This is a genomic window from Rhizobacter sp. AJA081-3, assembly GCF_017795745.1.
In the GTDB taxonomy this organism is placed as follows: domain Bacteria; phylum Pseudomonadota; class Gammaproteobacteria; order Burkholderiales; family Burkholderiaceae_C; genus Piscinibacter.
The window spans coordinates 4,522,378-4,537,922 of the sequence record NZ_CP059067.1 but is presented as its reverse complement, the minus strand read 5'-3'; the positions used below and the strand labels follow the sequence as shown (position 1 = coordinate 4,537,922).

Below are 15,545 nucleotides of genomic sequence, written 5' to 3'. Positions count from 1 at the left end.
CTCAGCGCCGGCCGAACATCATCTGCCGCGCCAGGGCCGACTTGACCGGCCCGAGCGCCTGCAGCGCCGCCAGGCCCAGCCCGCGTGCCGCGCCCGCCCCCGGCAGCCGCCAGGTGAAGCTGCGCGCCAGAAAGTCGGTGGTCGCGATCAGCGTCCAGCGGTCTGGGGCGCGCTGCCACTCGAGCTTGCGCAGCGCCGTGTCGATGTCGCCGTCGCGCTGCAGCAGCTGCACCAGCTCTGCGGCATCGCGAAGCCCGAGGTTCAGACCCTGGCCGGCCACCGGATGCAGGGTCTGGGCTGCATTGCCGATGCGCACGATGCGTCCGTCGGTGAGCGTGCGTTCGGCATTCAGGCCGAGGGGGAAGCGCTTCAGCGGTGAGACAGAACGCAAGCTGCCCACCGCCGCCGGGAAGATGGTGTTGAGCACGGCCAGGCGCTGGGCATCGTCGAGGCCGGCCACGGGATCGTCGTCGGTGCCCACGCACCAGACGAGCGACGCCCGCTGGCCCGTCAACGGCAGCAGCGCGGCCGGGCCGTTGCGCGTGAAACGCTCGTAGGCCACGCCGACGGGTGCATCGGGCGACAGCTCCACCGTGCCGACCCACGCGCACTGGTGATAGTCGCGGCTCACCGCCTTGCGCGCCTGGTCTGCGAAGACACCGCCTTCCGCCACCACGACGAGGTCGAAACGATCGACGAAGCCGGCGTCCAGCTCGACGCCCCCGGCGATGTTCTTCAAACCGGCGACGGGCGTGCCGAACCGCGAGTGCAGCCGACCGGGCTCCCGGCGCTGCTGCTCGAGCCACGCGGCCTGCAGCGTGCCGACGATGCGCCCGTAGCTCAGCACCGCACCGAGCATCGGCACCGCCTGTTCGCGCGCCGAGATGCGCACCTCGGGCTCGCCGAACACCCCCGCGAACAGGGGGGGTGCCGAAGGTGGCTGCTGCGAAACACTGACTTCGAGAATGGGCTGAACGCCCTCTGCCGGCCAGGCACCCAGGCGCTCGAGCCACTGGACGCTGCCCAGCGACATCGCCAAGGTTCGCGGGTCTGGCGTGACATCCTTCTCGATCGCGCGGCTGTCGAACAACGTGATGTGGGCGTCCGGCACGCGCCGCGAGGCGTCGATGGCGAGTGCCAGGCCCACGGGGCCCGCGCCAACCACGGCGAGGTGTCGTGTTCCCGGCACCGGCAGAGCTGTCGAGGAGTTGATGGATGTCATCGCTTTGTGCGCATTCGGTGCCCTGGATCCCCCCGTGCACGGGGTAGCGCGGCGAGGGGTGCGCCCGCATGATGGCACCGTTCTCAAAGAGTTGGCGGGTGCGAGCAGGGCCCACCGATCAGTCACTACGTCAGGGAGTCCTATGAATCTGAAATCGATCGCCGCTGCCGTCGCACTGGTGCTTTCCGCACCGGCGATGGCCGCCACCTGCACCGGGGGCAGCCCCCTCGGCAACCTCGGGCCGCCGGGATCCGCCCTTTTCGGCCAGTCCTTTTCCCGGGCCGGCAGCTACCTGGACTGCTACAGCTTCGCGCTGTCGTCCGCTGCCAATTCGTTCGGCGGCGTGATTGAGCTGGATGCCTGGCTAAACAAGCTGGACATCGACGTGACCGGAGTGTCGCTGTTCTCGGGCGCGTCGTACGCCGGGCAGTCCACTGGCAGCCTGGTCGGTGCCGACTACTCCGCCGGTTACTTCAGCTTCGGTTCGCTCGCGGCCGGGGCCTACACGCTCGCCGTCGCGTCCACCGTGAGCCGCGATCCGGGCCTGTGGAACGCGCCCGTCGGCTACCTCGGGCTGCTGTCGACCTCGCGTGCTACCGTGGCCTCGCCGGCTCCGGAGCCCGAGACCTACGCAATGATGCTGATCGGATTGGTCGGTATCGGCGCCATGGTCCGTCGCCGCAAGCAAAGCTGAACGAGCCCCTCGTCAGCCAGCACAGCGGGCCCTCGGGCCCGCTGTTTCATTGGGGCGTCGCGTCGCCCGATGTCGACGCCGCTGCGCAGCGCGTCACGGAATCGAACCCTGACCCGGCGCTCGGAATTCCGCCTCGACGGCCACGCTGGGTTAGCCTCTTCGGCCTGTGCTTCCATTCTCAAGTCCTGCGGGTATCGCTCCCATGTCCACCCTGTTTCGTTTCTCGCCACGCCGCGCCGCGCTCTGTTCGCTGGGCGCCAGTGCCGTGCTGCTCGCCGGTTGTGGCGGGGGCGAGCGCAAGTCCGACACCCAGATTGCCGCCACCGTGAACAAGGGCGAGATCTCGGTTCATCAGGTCCAGTCGGTGCTGCAGCGCCAGCCCCGGCTGATGGCCGCCGACGCCGGCGGGACCGCCACGGCACGCGTGCTGGAGGGCCTCATCGACCAGGAACTGGCCGCGCAGGCGGCGCGCGATGTCTCTCTCGAGAAGGATCCCCGCGTCGTGCAAAGCCTCGAGGCGGCGCGCCGCGAGTTGCTTGCCCTGGCGTGGCAGGAGTCGATCGCGGCGAAGGTGTCCAACCCCTCGACCGAAGAGATCGACCGCTACTACGAGGCGCACCCCGAGCTGTTCGCGCAGCGCCGCCTCTACATCCTTCAGGAAACCAGCCTGGAGGGCACGCCGGACCAGCTCGGCGGCCTGCCCGCGAAGGTGTCGCTGGCGCAGTCGGCCGACGACGTCGCCTCGCTGCTGCAGCAGGCGGGCGTGCGCAGCAGCTCGCGCGCCATCGCGATGGCCGCCGAAGACCTGCCGCAGAAACTTCTCGAGCCCCTGTCGCGCCTCGAGCCGGGGCGCTCGGGCTACTTCGCGCAAGGCAGCACCGTGCGCATCTATACCGTGCTGGAGGCCCACAAGGCTCCCGTCGAACGCCGCCTGGCGCTCAATGCCATCGGCGCCTACCTCGCCAAGGATCGCAGGAGCGAAGCCGTTTCGCAGGCCATGAAGGAGCTGCGCGGCAAGGCCAAGATCGAGTACCTGGGCGGTTTCGCCAAGGGCGGCGAGAACGCCGCGTCGGCACCTCCCGCGCGATGAGCGAGTGGGCCGCGCCGCGCCGAGCCGTGTGGCTGGGCATCGACCCGGCCGTGATGCTGGTGCTGCTCGCCGGCATGCTGGCGATGGCCGTGCCACTGGTCTGGGACTGGTCACACGGCACCTGGGACATGCAGACCCAGGGCCACGAACCGCTGATCCTGGCGATTTCGGCCTGGCTGGTGGTCCGCCAGCGCGAGGCCCTCGCCGCGCTGCAGTCGCCGGCGGCGCCGCGCGCCGGCGCCGCCCTGTTCGTGCTGGCACTGCTGGCCTACGTCTCGGGCAGGCTGCTCGGCGTTTTCCGGCTCGAGCTGGTGTCGATGATGATGCTGCCGGCCGCCCTGCTGCTGTACTTCCGGGGCTTCGCGGCGCTGCGCCTCGTGTGGTTCGCGTTCTTCTTCCTGATCTTCGCGATCCCGCTCCCGTTTGCGCTGGTGCTTGCGGTCACCGGCCCGATGAAGGCTGCGGTGTCGGCGTTGGCGGCGCAGCTGCTGTCGCTGGTGGGCTACCCGATCGGATTGTCGGGCGTGGTGATCACGATCGGCCAGTACCAGCTGCTCGTCAACGAGGCCTGCGCCGGCCTGCAGACGATGTTCACGCTGGAGGCCATGGGCCTGCTCTACGCCAGCCTGATGAACCACAGTTCGGCACTGCGCAACACGCTGCTGGCGGTGCTGGTGGTGCCGATCGCCTTCTGCGCCAACGTGGTCCGGGTGATGGTGCTGGCGCTCGTCACCTACCACCTCGGCGACGCCGCGGGGCAGGGCTTCCTGCATGGCTTCGCCGGCATGGTGCTGTTCGTCGTGGCGCTCGTGCTGGTGATGGGCGCCGACGCGCTGCTCGGCCGCCTGCTCGCCGCCAGGAAGGTGGCGCGATGAATGCCGGCCGCCGCCAGGCAGTGGTGCTGGCCGCCGGCATGGGCGCCAGCGCGCTGCTCGCCACCTGGCTTCGCCCGGCGCAGCGCGGCGCGCCGGCGCACACCGGCCCGGCGCTGGACGACCTGGTACCGGCAGGTTTTGGCGTCTGGACCCTCGACCGCGACGCCGCCTCGTTCGTGCGTGCCGCCGACCGCCGCGGCCGCCAGACCGCCATCTACGACCAGGTGCTCGAACGCACCTTCCTGCACCCGAGCGGCCAGCGCATCATGCTGTCGCTCGCCTACCTCGGCGCGCAGTCTTCCGACATGCAGCTGCACCGGCCGGAGGTCTGCTACCGCGCCGGCGGGTTCCGTGTCGGCGAGCTCAGCGCGGCTCGTCTTCAGGTCGGCGAACGCACGCTGCCGGTGACGAGGCTGGTCGCCGAGATGCCCGGCCGGCCCGAACCCATCACCTACTGGACGGTGGTCGGCGGCCAGGCCGGCGAGGCCACCGTGCTGCCCTGGGGCGAACGCCTGCGCCGCGCACTGCAGCGGCAGGATGCCGAGGGCGTGCTGGTGAGGATCTCCTCGATCGACCCGCAGGCCGAGCGTGCCTACGCGCTGCACGGCGAGTTCGCCGCCGACCTGGCGCGCGCGCTGGCGCCCGACCGGCGTGATTTCGTGCTGGGGTTGCGCCATCCCGCCTGATCGTTCGGCACGTGCCGGACCTCACACTATGATGCGCGCACCCGCGTGGAGCCGCGTCGGGCGATCGGTCAATGTCCTACCTGGGAGGGAAGCATGGCGCTGATGGATTTCATCAAGAAACAGTTCATCGACATCATCGAGTGGACGGAGGCGGGCGACGGGACGCTGGCCTGGCGCTACCCGATGCAGGACCTCGAGATTCAGAACGGCGCCTCGCTGACGGTGCGCGAGTCGCAGATGGCGGTGTTCGTCAACGAAGGCAAGGTGGCCGATGTCTTCGGCCCTGGCCGCTACACGCTGACCACCGCCACGCTGCCGGTGCTGACCTACCTGCAGAACTGGGACAAGCTCTTCAAGAGCCCGTTCAAGAGCGACGTGTACTTCTTCAGCACGCGCCAGCAGGTCGATCAGCGCTGGGGCACGACGCAGCCGGTGACCATCCGCGACAAGGACTTCGGTGCCGTGCGCCTGCGCGCCTTCGGCAACTACGCCTACCGTATCGCCGACCCGAAGCTGTTCCACACCGAGATCTCGGGCACGCGCGACGCCTACACGGTCGCCGAGCTCGACGGCCAGCTGCGCGCGACGATGCTGCAGCACATCTCCGACGCAGTGGCCAGCAGCGGCATCGCCTTCCTCGACCTGGCGGCCAACCAGATCGAATTCGCCAACCAGTTGCAGCAGGCCACCTCGCCGGCCTTCGAGAAACTCGGCCTCAAGCTCGAGGCGGTGACGGTGCAGAACGTCTCGCTGCCCGAGGAACTGCAGAAGATCCTCGACCAGAAGATCGGCATGGGCATGGTCGGCGGCGACATGGGCAAATTCATGCAGTACCAGACCGCGCAGGCGATCCCGAAGTTCGCGGAAGGCGCGGCAGGTGCCGGCGGCGGTGGCGGCGTGGTCGGCGATGCCATGGGCCTGGGTGCTGGCGTAGCGCTCGGCCAGGTGATGGCGCAGCAGCTTTCGCAGGGCCTGCAGGGCGGGGCGGCGCAGGCCGCCTCAGCGGCCGCGGCCCCGGCGGGCGTGAAGCCCGACGAGGTGATGGCCACGCTGGAGAAGCTGGCCGAGCTGAAGTCCAAGGGCATCGTCACCCAGGAAGAGTTCGAAGCCAAGAAGGCCGAGCTGCTGAAGAAGCTCGTCTAGGCGCGACGCCGCTCCGTCGCCTTGGCCTCCGAAGCCAGCCCCCAGCGCGGCTACCGTGCCGCGTGCCCGAACTGCGGCGCGCCCGTCGAGTTCCGCTCGGCGGCGTCCGCGTTCGCGGTCTGCAGCTTCTGCCGCAGCACCATCGTCCGTGACGGCGAGGCGCTGCGGCGCATCGGCCAGAGCGCCGAGCTGTTCGACGACCACTCGCCGCTGCAGCTCGGCGCCGCCGGCCGCCACCAGGGCGCGCCGTTCACGCTGGTCGGCCGGCTGCAGTACCGCTACGCTGAGGGCACCTGGAACGAGTGGCATGCCCTGTTCGACAACGGCCGCTCCGGCTGGCTGAGCGAGGACAACGGCCGCTACGTTTTCTCGTTCGACGCGCCGCTGGACGGTGCGGCGCCGGCCGCCGAGACTCTCCGCGTCGGGCAGTCGCTGCGGGTGGCCGGCATGGCCTGGTCGGTTGCCTCGGTGGCAGCCGCCAAGCTGATCGCCGCGCAGGGCGAGCTGCCCTTCAAGCCCAACCTGGAGCGCGGCTTCGTCGTCGCCGACCTGCGCAACACGCGCGACGAAGTGGCCACGCTCGACTACGGCGACCCGGCGGTGCCGAAGTGGTCGGTCGGCCGCTCGGTGGCGATCAGCGAGCTGGCGATGACCGGGCTGGCCGAGGCCAGCGAGAAGACGCTGAAGGCGCGCGGCGTCGAATGCCCGAGCTGCGGCACCGCGCTGGAGGTGAAGCTCTCGACCACGCAGTCGATCGTCTGCTTCAACTGCCACGCGGTGGTCGACGTGTCGCAGGGCGTTGGCGGCGATCTCAAGCACTACGCTCAGGACAACGGCAGCGAACCTCAGATCCCGCTGGGCAGCACCGGCACGCTGGCGCTGTCGACGAAGCCGGGCGACAAGAAGGCGCTGCCCTGGCAGGTGGTGGGTTATGCCGAGCGCTGCGAGATCGCCTCGGGCGACGACGACGAACAGAGCTTCTGGCGCGAGTACCTGCTGTACCACCGCAGCGAGGGCTTCGCCTTCCTCGTCGATGCCGAAGACGGCTGGAGCTGGTCGGCGCCGATCACCGGCGTGCCCGAGCGTGCCGGCGACGGCGTCAAATACCAGGGCGTGCTGTACCGCAAGCTGTACGACTACGCCGGCAAGGCCACCTATGTGCTCGGCGAGTTCTACTGGAAGCTCGAGCGCGACGCGAAGACCTCCAATACCGACTACATGGGCACCGGTGCCTTCGGCACGCGGCGGCTCAATCGCGAGCAGACGGGCCAGGGCGGCGACCAGGAAGTGATCTGGTCCGCAGGCGAAACGCTGACCGCCGACGCGGTGCTGAAAGCCTTCAAGCTCGCGCCGGAAAAGAGCGCGTCGTTCCAGCGCGATGCCCTGCCGACCTCGGGCAACGCCTCGTCGCTGCTGGCCAAGGCGTTCTTCTGGGTGTTCGTGGTGGTGATCCTGCTGATGCTGTTCCGCTGCGACGACAGCCGCGACTGCAGCCAGGTCCGCGCCACCTACGGCGAAGCCTCGGCGGAGTACCAGAATTGCGTGCGCAGCTCGAGCAGCGGCGGGCGCACGGGCGGCGGCTCGTTCGGCGGCTGGTCCAGCGGCGGCAGCCACAAGTGAACGCGTCACACTGACAGACAACGAGGAGCAACGACATGATGGGCATCGAGTGGCTGAAGCCGGGCATCTTCTTCGGGTCCATGCTCTACGCCGTGATCGGCGTGGCGATCTTCTGGATCTGCTTCGTCATCGTCGACAAGTTCACGCCCTACAAGCTGTGGGAAGAGATCGTCGAGAAGAAGAACGTCGCGCTGGCCATCGTCGTCGGCGCCACGGCGCTGGCCATCGGGCAGATCGTCGCCGCGGCCATCCATGGCTGACGGCGAGGGCGCGACGCCGGCGGCCTCGATCCGCCCGGCCGAAGTCGCGCTGCTCGCCTCGGTCTTCGTCGTCGCGGCCTGCGGGCTGCTCTACGAGCTGGCCGCCGGTGCGCTGGCCAGCTACCTGCTGGGCGACTCCGTCCTGCAGTTCTCCACCGTCATCGGCACCTATCTGTTCGCCATGGGCGTGGGCTCGTACCTGTCGCGCTTCCTCGAGCGGCAGCTGGTGGGCCACTTCCTGCGCATCGAACTGCTCGTCGGGCTGATCGGCGGGCTGCTGCCGGCCTCGCTGTTCGCTCTGCACAGCGTGGCGGCGGGCTCGTTCCGCTTCGCGCTGTACGGGCTGGTGCTGGTCGTCGGCACGCTGGTCGGGCTGGAGATCCCGCTGGTCATGCGCATCCTCAAGCGGCACTTCCGCGACCGCTACGCGCTCAAGGACCTGGTCTCGCAGGTTCTCACCTTCGATTACCTCGGCGCGCTGGCGGTGGCCATCGCCTTCCCGCTGCTGCTGGTGCCTCAGCTCGGGCTGATCCGCACGGGCCTGTTCTTCGGCCTGCTCAACGCCGCGGTGGCGCTGTGGACGCTGTGGCTGTTCCGCGGCGAGCTGCGCGCGCCGCGCCTGCACGCGCTGGCCTGCGTGTTCACCGTGGCGGCGCTGGGCCTGGCATTCGCCGGTGCCGACCGCATCACCCGCTGGGCCGAGGATCGCTTCTACGGCGACGCCATCGTCTACGCCGAGAACAGCGCCTACCAGCGTGTCGTCGTCACATCGGGCGGGGCCGGTGTGCGGCTGTTCCTCAACGGCAATCTGCAATTCCACTCGCGCGACGAGTACCGCTACCACGAGGCGCTGGTGCATCCGGCGATGGCCGCGCACGGCGCGCCCAAGCAGGTGCTGGTGCTCGGTGGCGGCGACGGCATGGCGGTGCGCGAGGTGCTCAGGTACGACAGCGTCGAGGCGGTCACGCTGGTCGAGCTCGACCCGCACATGACCGAGCTGTTCTCGACCGCGCCGATGCTGCGCGCGCTCAACGGCGACGCGCTGCGTTCGCCGAAGCTGCGCATCGTGAACGCCGATGCGTTCGCGTGGCTGGAGGCGAACCCCGGCCACTTCGACGTGATCGTGGTCGACTTTCCCGACCCGACCAACTTCTCCATCGGCAAGCTCTACACCACCACCTTCTACCAGCGGCTGGACGAGCACCTGGCGGCCGGCGGTTATGCGGTGGTGCAGACCACCTCGCCGCTGATCGCGCGGCGCAGCTTCTGGACCGTCGCCGCGACGATCGAGGCCACCGGCCTCGCCGCCACCGGCTACCACGCCCATGTGCCGAGCTTCGGCGAATGGGGCTTCATCGTCGCGAGCCGAAGGCCCTGGCGCTTGCCGACCGCGCTGCCCGCGGGGCTGCGTTTCCTGAGTCTCGACGGGCTGCCGGCGCTGTTCAACTTCCCGCCCGACATGGCGCGCGTGCCGGCCGAGCCGAACCGCTTGTCGAACCAGCTGCTCGTGCACCTGTTCGAGCAGGAGTGGGGCAAGGTGCACCAATGAGCGGGCTGAGCCGCCGTGGCTGGCTGGCCGGCGCGGCCGGGCTGGCCGGCGCGGCGATCGTCGGCTGCGCGCGCCGCGACGAGGCTGCGGCCACCGCGCGCTGGGTCGGCGCCGGCCACGAGCGTGGCCATCGGCTGCGCGAGGCCAAGAGCGGGCGCCTGCCCGCGCCGGCCGTGACCCGCCGCGCGGGCGTGCTGGTGGTCGGTGCCGGCATCGCCGGGCTCACTGCCGCGCGCGGACTCGTGCGTGCCGGCATCGACGACGTGCAGCTCTTCGAGCTGGAAGACACTGCCGGCGGCAACAGCCGCGGCCACACGATGGCTGGCATGGGCTGCCCGCTTGGCGCGCACTACCTGCCACTGCCGGGCGAGCACGACACGGCGCTGATCGAACTGCTCGAGGACCTGGGGCTGCGCCGCAGCGTGATGGGCCGCCCCGTCTACGACGAGCGCCACCTGTGCCACAGCCCGCAGGAGCGCCTGTTCATCGATGGCACCTGGCACGAAGGCCTGCTGCCGCCGGTGGAGGCACTCCCGGCCGCCGAGCGCGAGCGCACGCTGGCGCAGTACCGGCGTTTTGCCGAAGCGGTCGACCGCGCCGCGCAGGGCGGCGCCTTCCGCATGCCCACCGCCCACGCGGCGTGGACGCCGGCCCTCGCCGCGCTCGATGCGATCCCGTTCGCGCAGTGGCTCGGCCGGGAGGGCTTCGACGCCCCCGCGCTGCGCTGGTACCTCGACTACTGCTGCCGCGACGACTACGGCGCCGGCGCCGCGCAGGTGTCAGCCTGGGCCGGCATCCACTACTTCGCCAGCCGCCACGGCTTCCATGCCCCCGGCAGCGGCGAGGCCGAACGCGAGGGCGTGCTCACCTGGCCCGAAGGCAACGGCTGGCTGGCCGAGCGGCTGGCAGCGCCACATCGCGAGCGGCTGCACATGGGCTGCGTGGCGATGCGCGTCGAGGAGCGCCGCGACGAGGTCGTGCTCGATCTGTGGAACGAGCGCGAGCAGCGCGTCGAGCGCTGGAGCGCGCCGCAGCTCGTGCTCGCTCTGCCGCTGTTCGTCGCGCTGCGCCTCTTCGAGAGCCCGCCGCCGGCGCTGCCGGCAGCCGTGGCAGCGATGCGCCAGGCGCCCTGGCTGGTCGCCAACCTGCAATGCGACCGGCCGCCGCTGGATCGCGGCGGCGCGCCGCCGTCATGGGACAACGTGCTCTACGGCAGCGCGGCGCTCGGGTATGTCGATGCGATGCACCAGAGCCTGCGCGCGCATCCCGGGCCGACGGTGTACAGCGCCTACTGGGCGCTCGGTGGCAACGACGAAGCGCAGCTGCGCGATGCCCGGCAGCGCCTGCTCGGCGAGTCGGCGCCGGTCTGGGCCGAGCGCGTGATCGCCGACCTGGCGCAGGCGCATCCCGACCTGCCGCAGCGCGTGACCCAGATCGACCTGATGCGTTACGGCCACGCGATGAGCATCCCGGTGCCGGGCCTGCGCGGCCACGCGGCGCTGCAGGCGCTGCAGGCACCGCCCCGCGGCGCACGCGTGCACTTTGCGCATGCCGATCTGTCGGCCTACTCGGTGTTCGAGGAAGCCTTCTTCCAAGGCACCCGGGCGGCGGCTCAGACGCTCAGCGCGATGGCGGCGGCGAGGAAGCAGGTGCTGGCCAGCGCGATGCCGATCAGCGGCGTGCGGAACCAGTAGCGCACGGCCAGCGCCAGGTAGGCCAGCGCGCCCACCGCGGCCAGCCAGACCAGCGTCGGGGCTTCGCGCAGCCAGTCCATGTGCGCCAGCGCGAGCAGCAGGTACACCGCCGCGAACAGCATCGCCCCCAGGCTGTGGCTGGCGTTGAAGCCGACCCAGGCCTTCCACAGCGTGGTGCGCCGGGTGAGCCGCGGATGGGTGAGCTTCATGGACGCCTCGGTGGCGGCGTCACGCGGCGAGAACAGGCCGGTGAAGAAGGTGTAGGCCAGGTGCATGGTGCCGAGCAGCCCGAAGATCAGGGCGCCGGCGACGATGAGGGTCTGGGGCAGCATGGCGGGTCTCCGTTTCTGGCCTACCAGGCCGCGTTCATCACGCCGTGTTCGGCCGCCAGCCAGTGGCGCACCGGCTCGGGCACGGTGCTGTCGGGCACGGCCAGGCCGATCGCCGCGTATGACAAGGCGTTGGGGACCAGCCCGTCGCGCGCCACCGCGGCGCCCTTCATGTAGCCGGCGGCGCAGACACGGCCGTGGCGCATGAACTCGAAGCGCATGTAGTTCCAGTGCGCGTCGCCGCCGTCCAGGCGAAAGCGCAGCGTGTAGGTCTGCAGCGGCTTCAGGCCGCGCCGGTAGGTGATGAAGGAGCCGCCGGCCATCGGCCGCCAGCCGCGCCGAAGCATCGCCCGCGCGAAGCCGGTGCGCACGAAGTACTCCACCAGCATCAGGTCGATCAATGTCAGGTAGCGGCCGTTGTTCATGTGGCCGTTCACGTCCAGGTCGTTGGGCAGCACGCGCAGCGTGCGCTCCAGCGTCTGGCCGAGCACCAGGCGTGGCGAGCGCCAGGCGCGCAGCAGGGTCCAGAGGAGCCGCAGGTAGAGGTTCATGGTCACGGTAGAATTGGTTCAATGTTGAACAGTATAGTTCAAGACTGAACGAATTGCATGGCGACTGCAAAGACCACTGCGAAGAAGCGCTCCTCCCCGCACGGCACCCAGTCCTGGCTGGCCGTGGTGCGTGCCTACAACCTGTGCGACGCGGTGATGACGGCGCGCCTGGCGGCACTGGGCGTGCGCGTCGCGGAGCACGAGGTGCTGGCCAATCTGGCCACCGCGCCGGGCATCACGCAGCAGGCGCTGGCGGCGCGCTGCTTCGTCGCCAAGAGCGGCGTCAGCATGCTGCTCACCCAGATGGAGGCGCGCGGCTGGGTGCGCCGCGAGGCCGACGCGGCCGATGCGCGCGTCAAGCGCCTGCAGCTCACGCCGGCCGGGCAGGCACTGGCCGCACAGACGCTGCAGCTGCAGTCGCAGGTGGTGGCGGCGATGGTGGCCGGCGCCAGCGAGGCCGAGCTCGAACTCGTCACCGCGGTGATGCAGCGCGTCTCGGCGCAGCTCGAGGCGCTGCGCGACGCGCCGACGCTCACGCCCGCATCAGTGCCTCGATCTCGCGCGCGTCCACCGGCACGTCGCGGCTGATCAGCTCGCAGCCGCTCGCGGTGACGACGGCGTCGTCCTCGATGCGGATGCCGATGTTCCAGTAGCGCTCGGGCACGCCCTCGGCCGGCCGCACGTACAGGCCCGGCTCGATCGTCACCACCATGCCGGGCTGCAGCACGCGCGAGGGGCGCTTGACGACGCGCCCGCCCAGGCCGTCGGGCTGCTCCACCGGGTCTTCGTCGGCGGCCAGGTAGTCGCCAACGTCGTGCACGTCGCGACCCAGCCAGTGACCGGTGCCGTGCATGTAGAAGGCGCGGTAGGCGGCGCTGTCGATCACCGCGTCGACATCGCCGACCTTGCGGCGGTCGAGCAGGCCGCAGTCGAGCATGCCCTGCGAGAGCACGCGCACTGCGGCCCAGTGGGCGTCCTGCTTGCGCGCGCCGGGGCGCGTGGCGGCCACGGCGGCCTGCTGCGCGGCCAGCACCAGCTCGTAGAGTTCACGCTGCGCGGCGCTGAAGCGGCCGTCGGCGGGGAAGGTGCGGGTGATGTCGCTGGCGTAGCCGTCGAGCTCGCAGCCGGCGTCGATCAGGCACAGCTCGCCGGGGCGCAATTCGGCGTCGCCCGCGGCGTAGTGCAGCACGCAGGCGTTCGCGCCTGCCGCGACGATGGAGCCGTAGGCCGGCGCCTGCGCGCCATGGCGGCGGAACTCGTGCAGCAGCTCGGCCTCGATGCGGTATTCCGGCAGGCCGGCGCTGCCGCCGCGAAAGTGCTCGGCGCAGTAGCGCATCGCCCGCGCATGCGCACCGGCGGAGATGCGCGCGGCGCGGCGCATCGTGCCCAGCTCGGACTCGTCCTTGACGAGCCGCATCTCCGACAGCAGCGGCGACAGGTCGCGCTGCATGGCCGGCGGCTGCACGCCGCTGCGCTCGCGCGTGCGCAACTCGGCGAGCCAGCCGTCCACGCGTGCCTGCAGCCCGTCGTGCAGCCCGAACGGGAACCACACGGCGCTGGCGTTGGCCAGGCGCTCCGCGGCCAGCTTGTCGAGTGCCTCGACGGGATGCGCATCGTGCACGCCCAGCGTGGCCGGAGCCGCTTCGGGGCCGACGCGGTGGCCGTCCCAGATCTCTCGCTCGGTGTTCTTCTCGCGGCACAGCAGCGTGCTGCGGCCACTGGCGTCCAGCAGCAGCCAGGCCTGTGGCTCGTCGAAGCCGGTCAGGTAGTGGAAGTGGCTGTCGTGGCGATAGGGGTGGTCGCTGTCGCCGCTGCGCGGCCGCTCGGGTGCAGTGGGCAGCACGGCGACGCCGCCGCCGTGCCGGGCCAGTTGCTCGGCCAGGCGGGTACGGCGCAGGGCACAGACCTCCGGGCTCGCGGCGGCGCCGCGCTTCATGACTCGTTCGGCAACTTCACCGCCTTCGGCACGTCGGGCGCGAGCGCGCCGGCGCGCAGCCGCCGCAAGGCGCGCCGGATGTCGTCGTCGCCGGCCGCAGGGGCCTGCGCCACCGCCTGCGCGGCTTGGTGGCCGGAGGCCTCGGCGCGCTTCACCGATTCGCGGTCTTCCAGGTTGCGCAGCCGCTGGCGCAGCTGGTTGGCGACCGATTCCACGTCGGCCAGGCCGCTGTGCGCGTCGGTCTTGGGCAGTGCCACGACGCGCTTGTCCTTCATGCGCACCTGCAGCCGGCAGACGCGGTTGCGGGTGCCGTGGCGCAGCGTGAAGCCTCGCGCATCGCGCTCCTCCACGTGGACGTCGCGGATGTTCTCGAAGGCCACCTGGTGAACCTTCTGCCCGAGGCCGCGCTGGAACCACAGGTTGTTCGCGCTCACCGCCACGCGTTCCCAGCGGCGCAGGTCGAACGCGAACGCTCCGGCCCAGGCCAGCACGCCCAGCGCGCTCAGCCAGGTCCAGCCCGTCACACCGCCCAGCCACACCACCACGCCGGCGGCCAGCACGGCGCCGACGATCTGCATCGCGCCGGCGTCGGCGGTGAAGTAGACGTTGCGTTCGTAGGTGAAGGCCTGCGGTTCGCCGGTGGACAAGGGCGAGACCGACCACATCACCGCTTTCACGGCGCGCGAGGCCAGGTAATGCGTGGCCGCGCAAGCAGCCATCGCCATCGGCAGGGTGAGCACGGCGGAGAGCAGGTTCACAGCACGCACCTTAGCCAGTTCGGCTCGCAAATCAAAGCCTTGCGGCGGCGCCACGTGAAAAATGCACGGCCGGCCGGGGCGAACGGTCGATCGTGCCGAACGAACGGTCGGGCCGGCGAATGACTACCATGCGCCCTCCCGTCCCTTGGAAGCCACCATGCAATACCGACGCCTCGGCCGCTCCGGCCTGCAAGTCAGCCTGCTGTCGCTGGGCTCCTGGGTCACGTACCACAACCAGGTCGACACCAAGGCGGCGCAGGAGATGCTCGCCGCTGCGATGGATGCCGGCGTCAACTTCTTCGACAACGCCGAAGCCTATGCGCGCGGCCACAGCGAGGTCGTGATGGGCGAGGCGATCCGAGCGCTGAACTGGCCGCGGCTGAACTACGTCGTCTCGACCAAGTTCTTCTGGGGCCTTGACCGCGAGGGCAACGCCGTCAACCGCCGCGACACGCTGAACCGCAAGTACTTGATGCAAGCCATCGACGGTTCGCTCGGCCGCATGAAGCTCGACTTCATCGACCTGGTGTTCTGCCACCGGCCCGACCCGAACACGCCGATCGAGGAGACGGTCCGGGCGATGAGCGACATGATCACGCAGGGCAAGGCGCTCTACTGGGGGACCAGCGAGTGGAGCGCGGCCGACATCCGCAGCGCCTGGGACATCGCCGAGCGCCACCACCTTCACAAGCCGGTAATGGAGCAGCCGCAGTACCACCTGTTCCACCGCCAGCGCGTGGAGCAGGAGTACGCGCCGCTGTACGAATCCATCGGCCTGGGCCTGACCACCTGGAGCCCGCTGGCCTCGGGCCTGCTCACCGGCAAGTACCGAGGCGGCGTGCCGGCGGGCAGCCGCGGCGCGCTGCAGGGGATGGATTTCCTCGTCGCCGGCCTCACCGACGGGGCGAAGAACGCCGCCGTGGGCCAGCTCGAGGGCGTGGCCGCCGACCTGGGCTGCAGCGTGGCGCAGCTGGCCATCGCCTGGGTGGCGCGAAACCCGCACGTCAGCACGGTGATCACCGGCGCCTCGCGGCTCGATCAGCTGCGCGGCAACCTGGGTGCGCTGGAGGTGGTCGACAAGCTGACGCCCGACTGGCTGGCGCGCATCGACGCGATCACCCGGCCGCTGGCGCAGTAG

The 15,545-nt window shown here is 70.5% G+C and carries 16 protein-coding genes; 11 read left to right on the top strand and 5 right to left on the bottom strand.

The window, feature by feature from the left end; translation table 11 throughout:
- Nucleotide 1: 1 nt before the first annotated feature.
- Nucleotides 2–1,222 carry an FAD-dependent monooxygenase gene (locus tag HZ992_RS21570; RefSeq protein WP_209383846.1) on the bottom strand — a complete coding sequence of 407 codons (1,221 nt, stop codon included), beginning with the start codon at nucleotides 1,220–1,222 and terminating at the stop codon, nucleotides 2–4.
- Nucleotides 1,223–1,364: 142 nt separating this feature from the next.
- On the opposite strand from HZ992_RS21570, the gene HZ992_RS21565 reads away from it, so the two are divergent.
- From HZ992_RS21565 to HZ992_RS21525, 9 genes are all read left to right on the top strand, one after another.
- Entirely contained in the window at nucleotides 1,365–1,916 is a 552-nt protein-coding gene (locus tag HZ992_RS21565; protein ID WP_209383845.1) for an FxDxF family PEP-CTERM protein, read from the top strand.
- A 202-nt stretch (nucleotides 1,917–2,118) separates the two neighbouring features.
- Nucleotides 2,119–3,006: an EpsD family peptidyl-prolyl cis-trans isomerase gene (locus HZ992_RS21560; protein WP_209383844.1), complete on the top strand. Its 888-nt coding sequence runs from the start codon at nucleotides 2,119–2,121 to the stop codon at nucleotides 3,004–3,006.
- Nucleotides 3,003–3,881, top strand: coding sequence for an exosortase B (gene xrtB, locus HZ992_RS21555; RefSeq protein ID WP_209383843.1), 879 nt, complete (start codon nucleotides 3,003–3,005; stop codon nucleotides 3,879–3,881). Before HZ992_RS21560 ends, xrtB begins: the two co-directional genes overlap by 4 nt.
- Nucleotides 3,878–4,567 (top strand): exosortase C-terminal domain/associated protein EpsI, encoded by a 690-nt coding sequence (locus HZ992_RS21550; RefSeq protein ID WP_209383842.1) that lies wholly within the window; start codon nucleotides 3,878–3,880, stop codon nucleotides 4,565–4,567. Before xrtB ends, HZ992_RS21550 begins: the two co-directional genes overlap by 4 nt.
- 93 nt (nucleotides 4,568–4,660) lie before the next feature.
- Nucleotides 4,661–5,710: an SPFH domain-containing protein gene (locus tag HZ992_RS21545; protein WP_209383841.1), complete on the top strand. Its 1,050-nt coding sequence runs from the start codon at nucleotides 4,661–4,663 to the stop codon at nucleotides 5,708–5,710.
- A gap of 21 nt (nucleotides 5,711–5,731) precedes the next feature.
- Complete coding sequence (locus HZ992_RS21540; protein ID WP_209383840.1) at nucleotides 5,732–7,330, top strand: DUF4178 domain-containing protein; 1,599 nt, start codon at nucleotides 5,732–5,734, stop codon at nucleotides 7,328–7,330.
- A gap of 35 nt (nucleotides 7,331–7,365) precedes the next feature.
- Nucleotides 7,366–7,590: a DUF350 domain-containing protein gene (locus HZ992_RS21535; protein WP_209383839.1), complete on the top strand. Its 225-nt coding sequence runs from the start codon at nucleotides 7,366–7,368 to the stop codon at nucleotides 7,588–7,590.
- Entirely contained in the window at nucleotides 7,583–9,139 is a 1,557-nt protein-coding gene (locus HZ992_RS21530; protein WP_209383838.1) for a polyamine aminopropyltransferase, read from the top strand. Before HZ992_RS21535 ends, HZ992_RS21530 begins: the two co-directional genes overlap by 8 nt.
- Nucleotides 9,136–10,833, top strand: coding sequence for a flavin monoamine oxidase family protein (locus HZ992_RS21525; protein WP_209383837.1), 1,698 nt, complete (start codon nucleotides 9,136–9,138; stop codon nucleotides 10,831–10,833). The genes HZ992_RS21530 and HZ992_RS21525 overlap by 4 nt, the downstream gene beginning before the upstream one ends.
- On the opposite strand, the gene HZ992_RS21520 is transcribed toward HZ992_RS21525, so the two are convergent.
- Nucleotides 10,752–11,165 (bottom strand): LIC_13387 family protein, encoded by a 414-nt coding sequence (locus HZ992_RS21520; protein WP_209383836.1) that lies wholly within the window; start codon nucleotides 11,163–11,165, stop codon nucleotides 10,752–10,754. The two genes, HZ992_RS21525 and HZ992_RS21520, sit on opposite strands and share 82 nt — an antisense overlap.
- Nucleotides 11,166–11,185: 20 nt before the next feature.
- The gene (locus tag HZ992_RS21515; protein WP_209383835.1) at nucleotides 11,186–11,713 is read right to left on the bottom strand and encodes a thioesterase family protein; all 528 of its coding nucleotides are present in this window, start codon (nucleotides 11,711–11,713) and stop codon (nucleotides 11,186–11,188) included.
- Nucleotides 11,714–11,770: 57 nt separating this feature from the next.
- On the opposite strand from HZ992_RS21515, the gene HZ992_RS21510 reads away from it, so the two are divergent.
- Nucleotides 11,771–12,301 (top strand): MarR family winged helix-turn-helix transcriptional regulator, encoded by a 531-nt coding sequence (locus tag HZ992_RS21510; RefSeq protein ID WP_209383834.1) that lies wholly within the window; start codon nucleotides 11,771–11,773, stop codon nucleotides 12,299–12,301.
- Here HZ992_RS21510 and HZ992_RS21505 read toward each other — a convergent pair.
- Together HZ992_RS21505 and HZ992_RS21500 are read right to left on the bottom strand one after the other, a co-directional pair.
- Nucleotides 12,246–13,649, bottom strand: a complete 1,404-nt coding sequence (locus HZ992_RS21505; protein ID WP_209383833.1) for an aminopeptidase P N-terminal domain-containing protein — start codon at nucleotides 13,647–13,649, stop codon at nucleotides 12,246–12,248. The two genes, HZ992_RS21510 and HZ992_RS21505, sit on opposite strands and share 56 nt — an antisense overlap.
- Nucleotides 13,646–14,407, bottom strand: a complete 762-nt coding sequence (locus HZ992_RS21500) for a hypothetical protein (protein WP_209383832.1) — start codon at nucleotides 14,405–14,407, stop codon at nucleotides 13,646–13,648. The genes HZ992_RS21505 and HZ992_RS21500 overlap by 4 nt, the downstream gene beginning before the upstream one ends.
- 157 nt (nucleotides 14,408–14,564) lie before the next feature.
- Between HZ992_RS21500 and HZ992_RS21495 the strand changes: the two genes are divergently transcribed.
- Nucleotides 14,565–15,545, top strand: a complete 981-nt coding sequence (locus tag HZ992_RS21495; RefSeq protein WP_209383831.1) for a potassium channel beta subunit family protein — start codon at nucleotides 14,565–14,567, stop codon at nucleotides 15,543–15,545.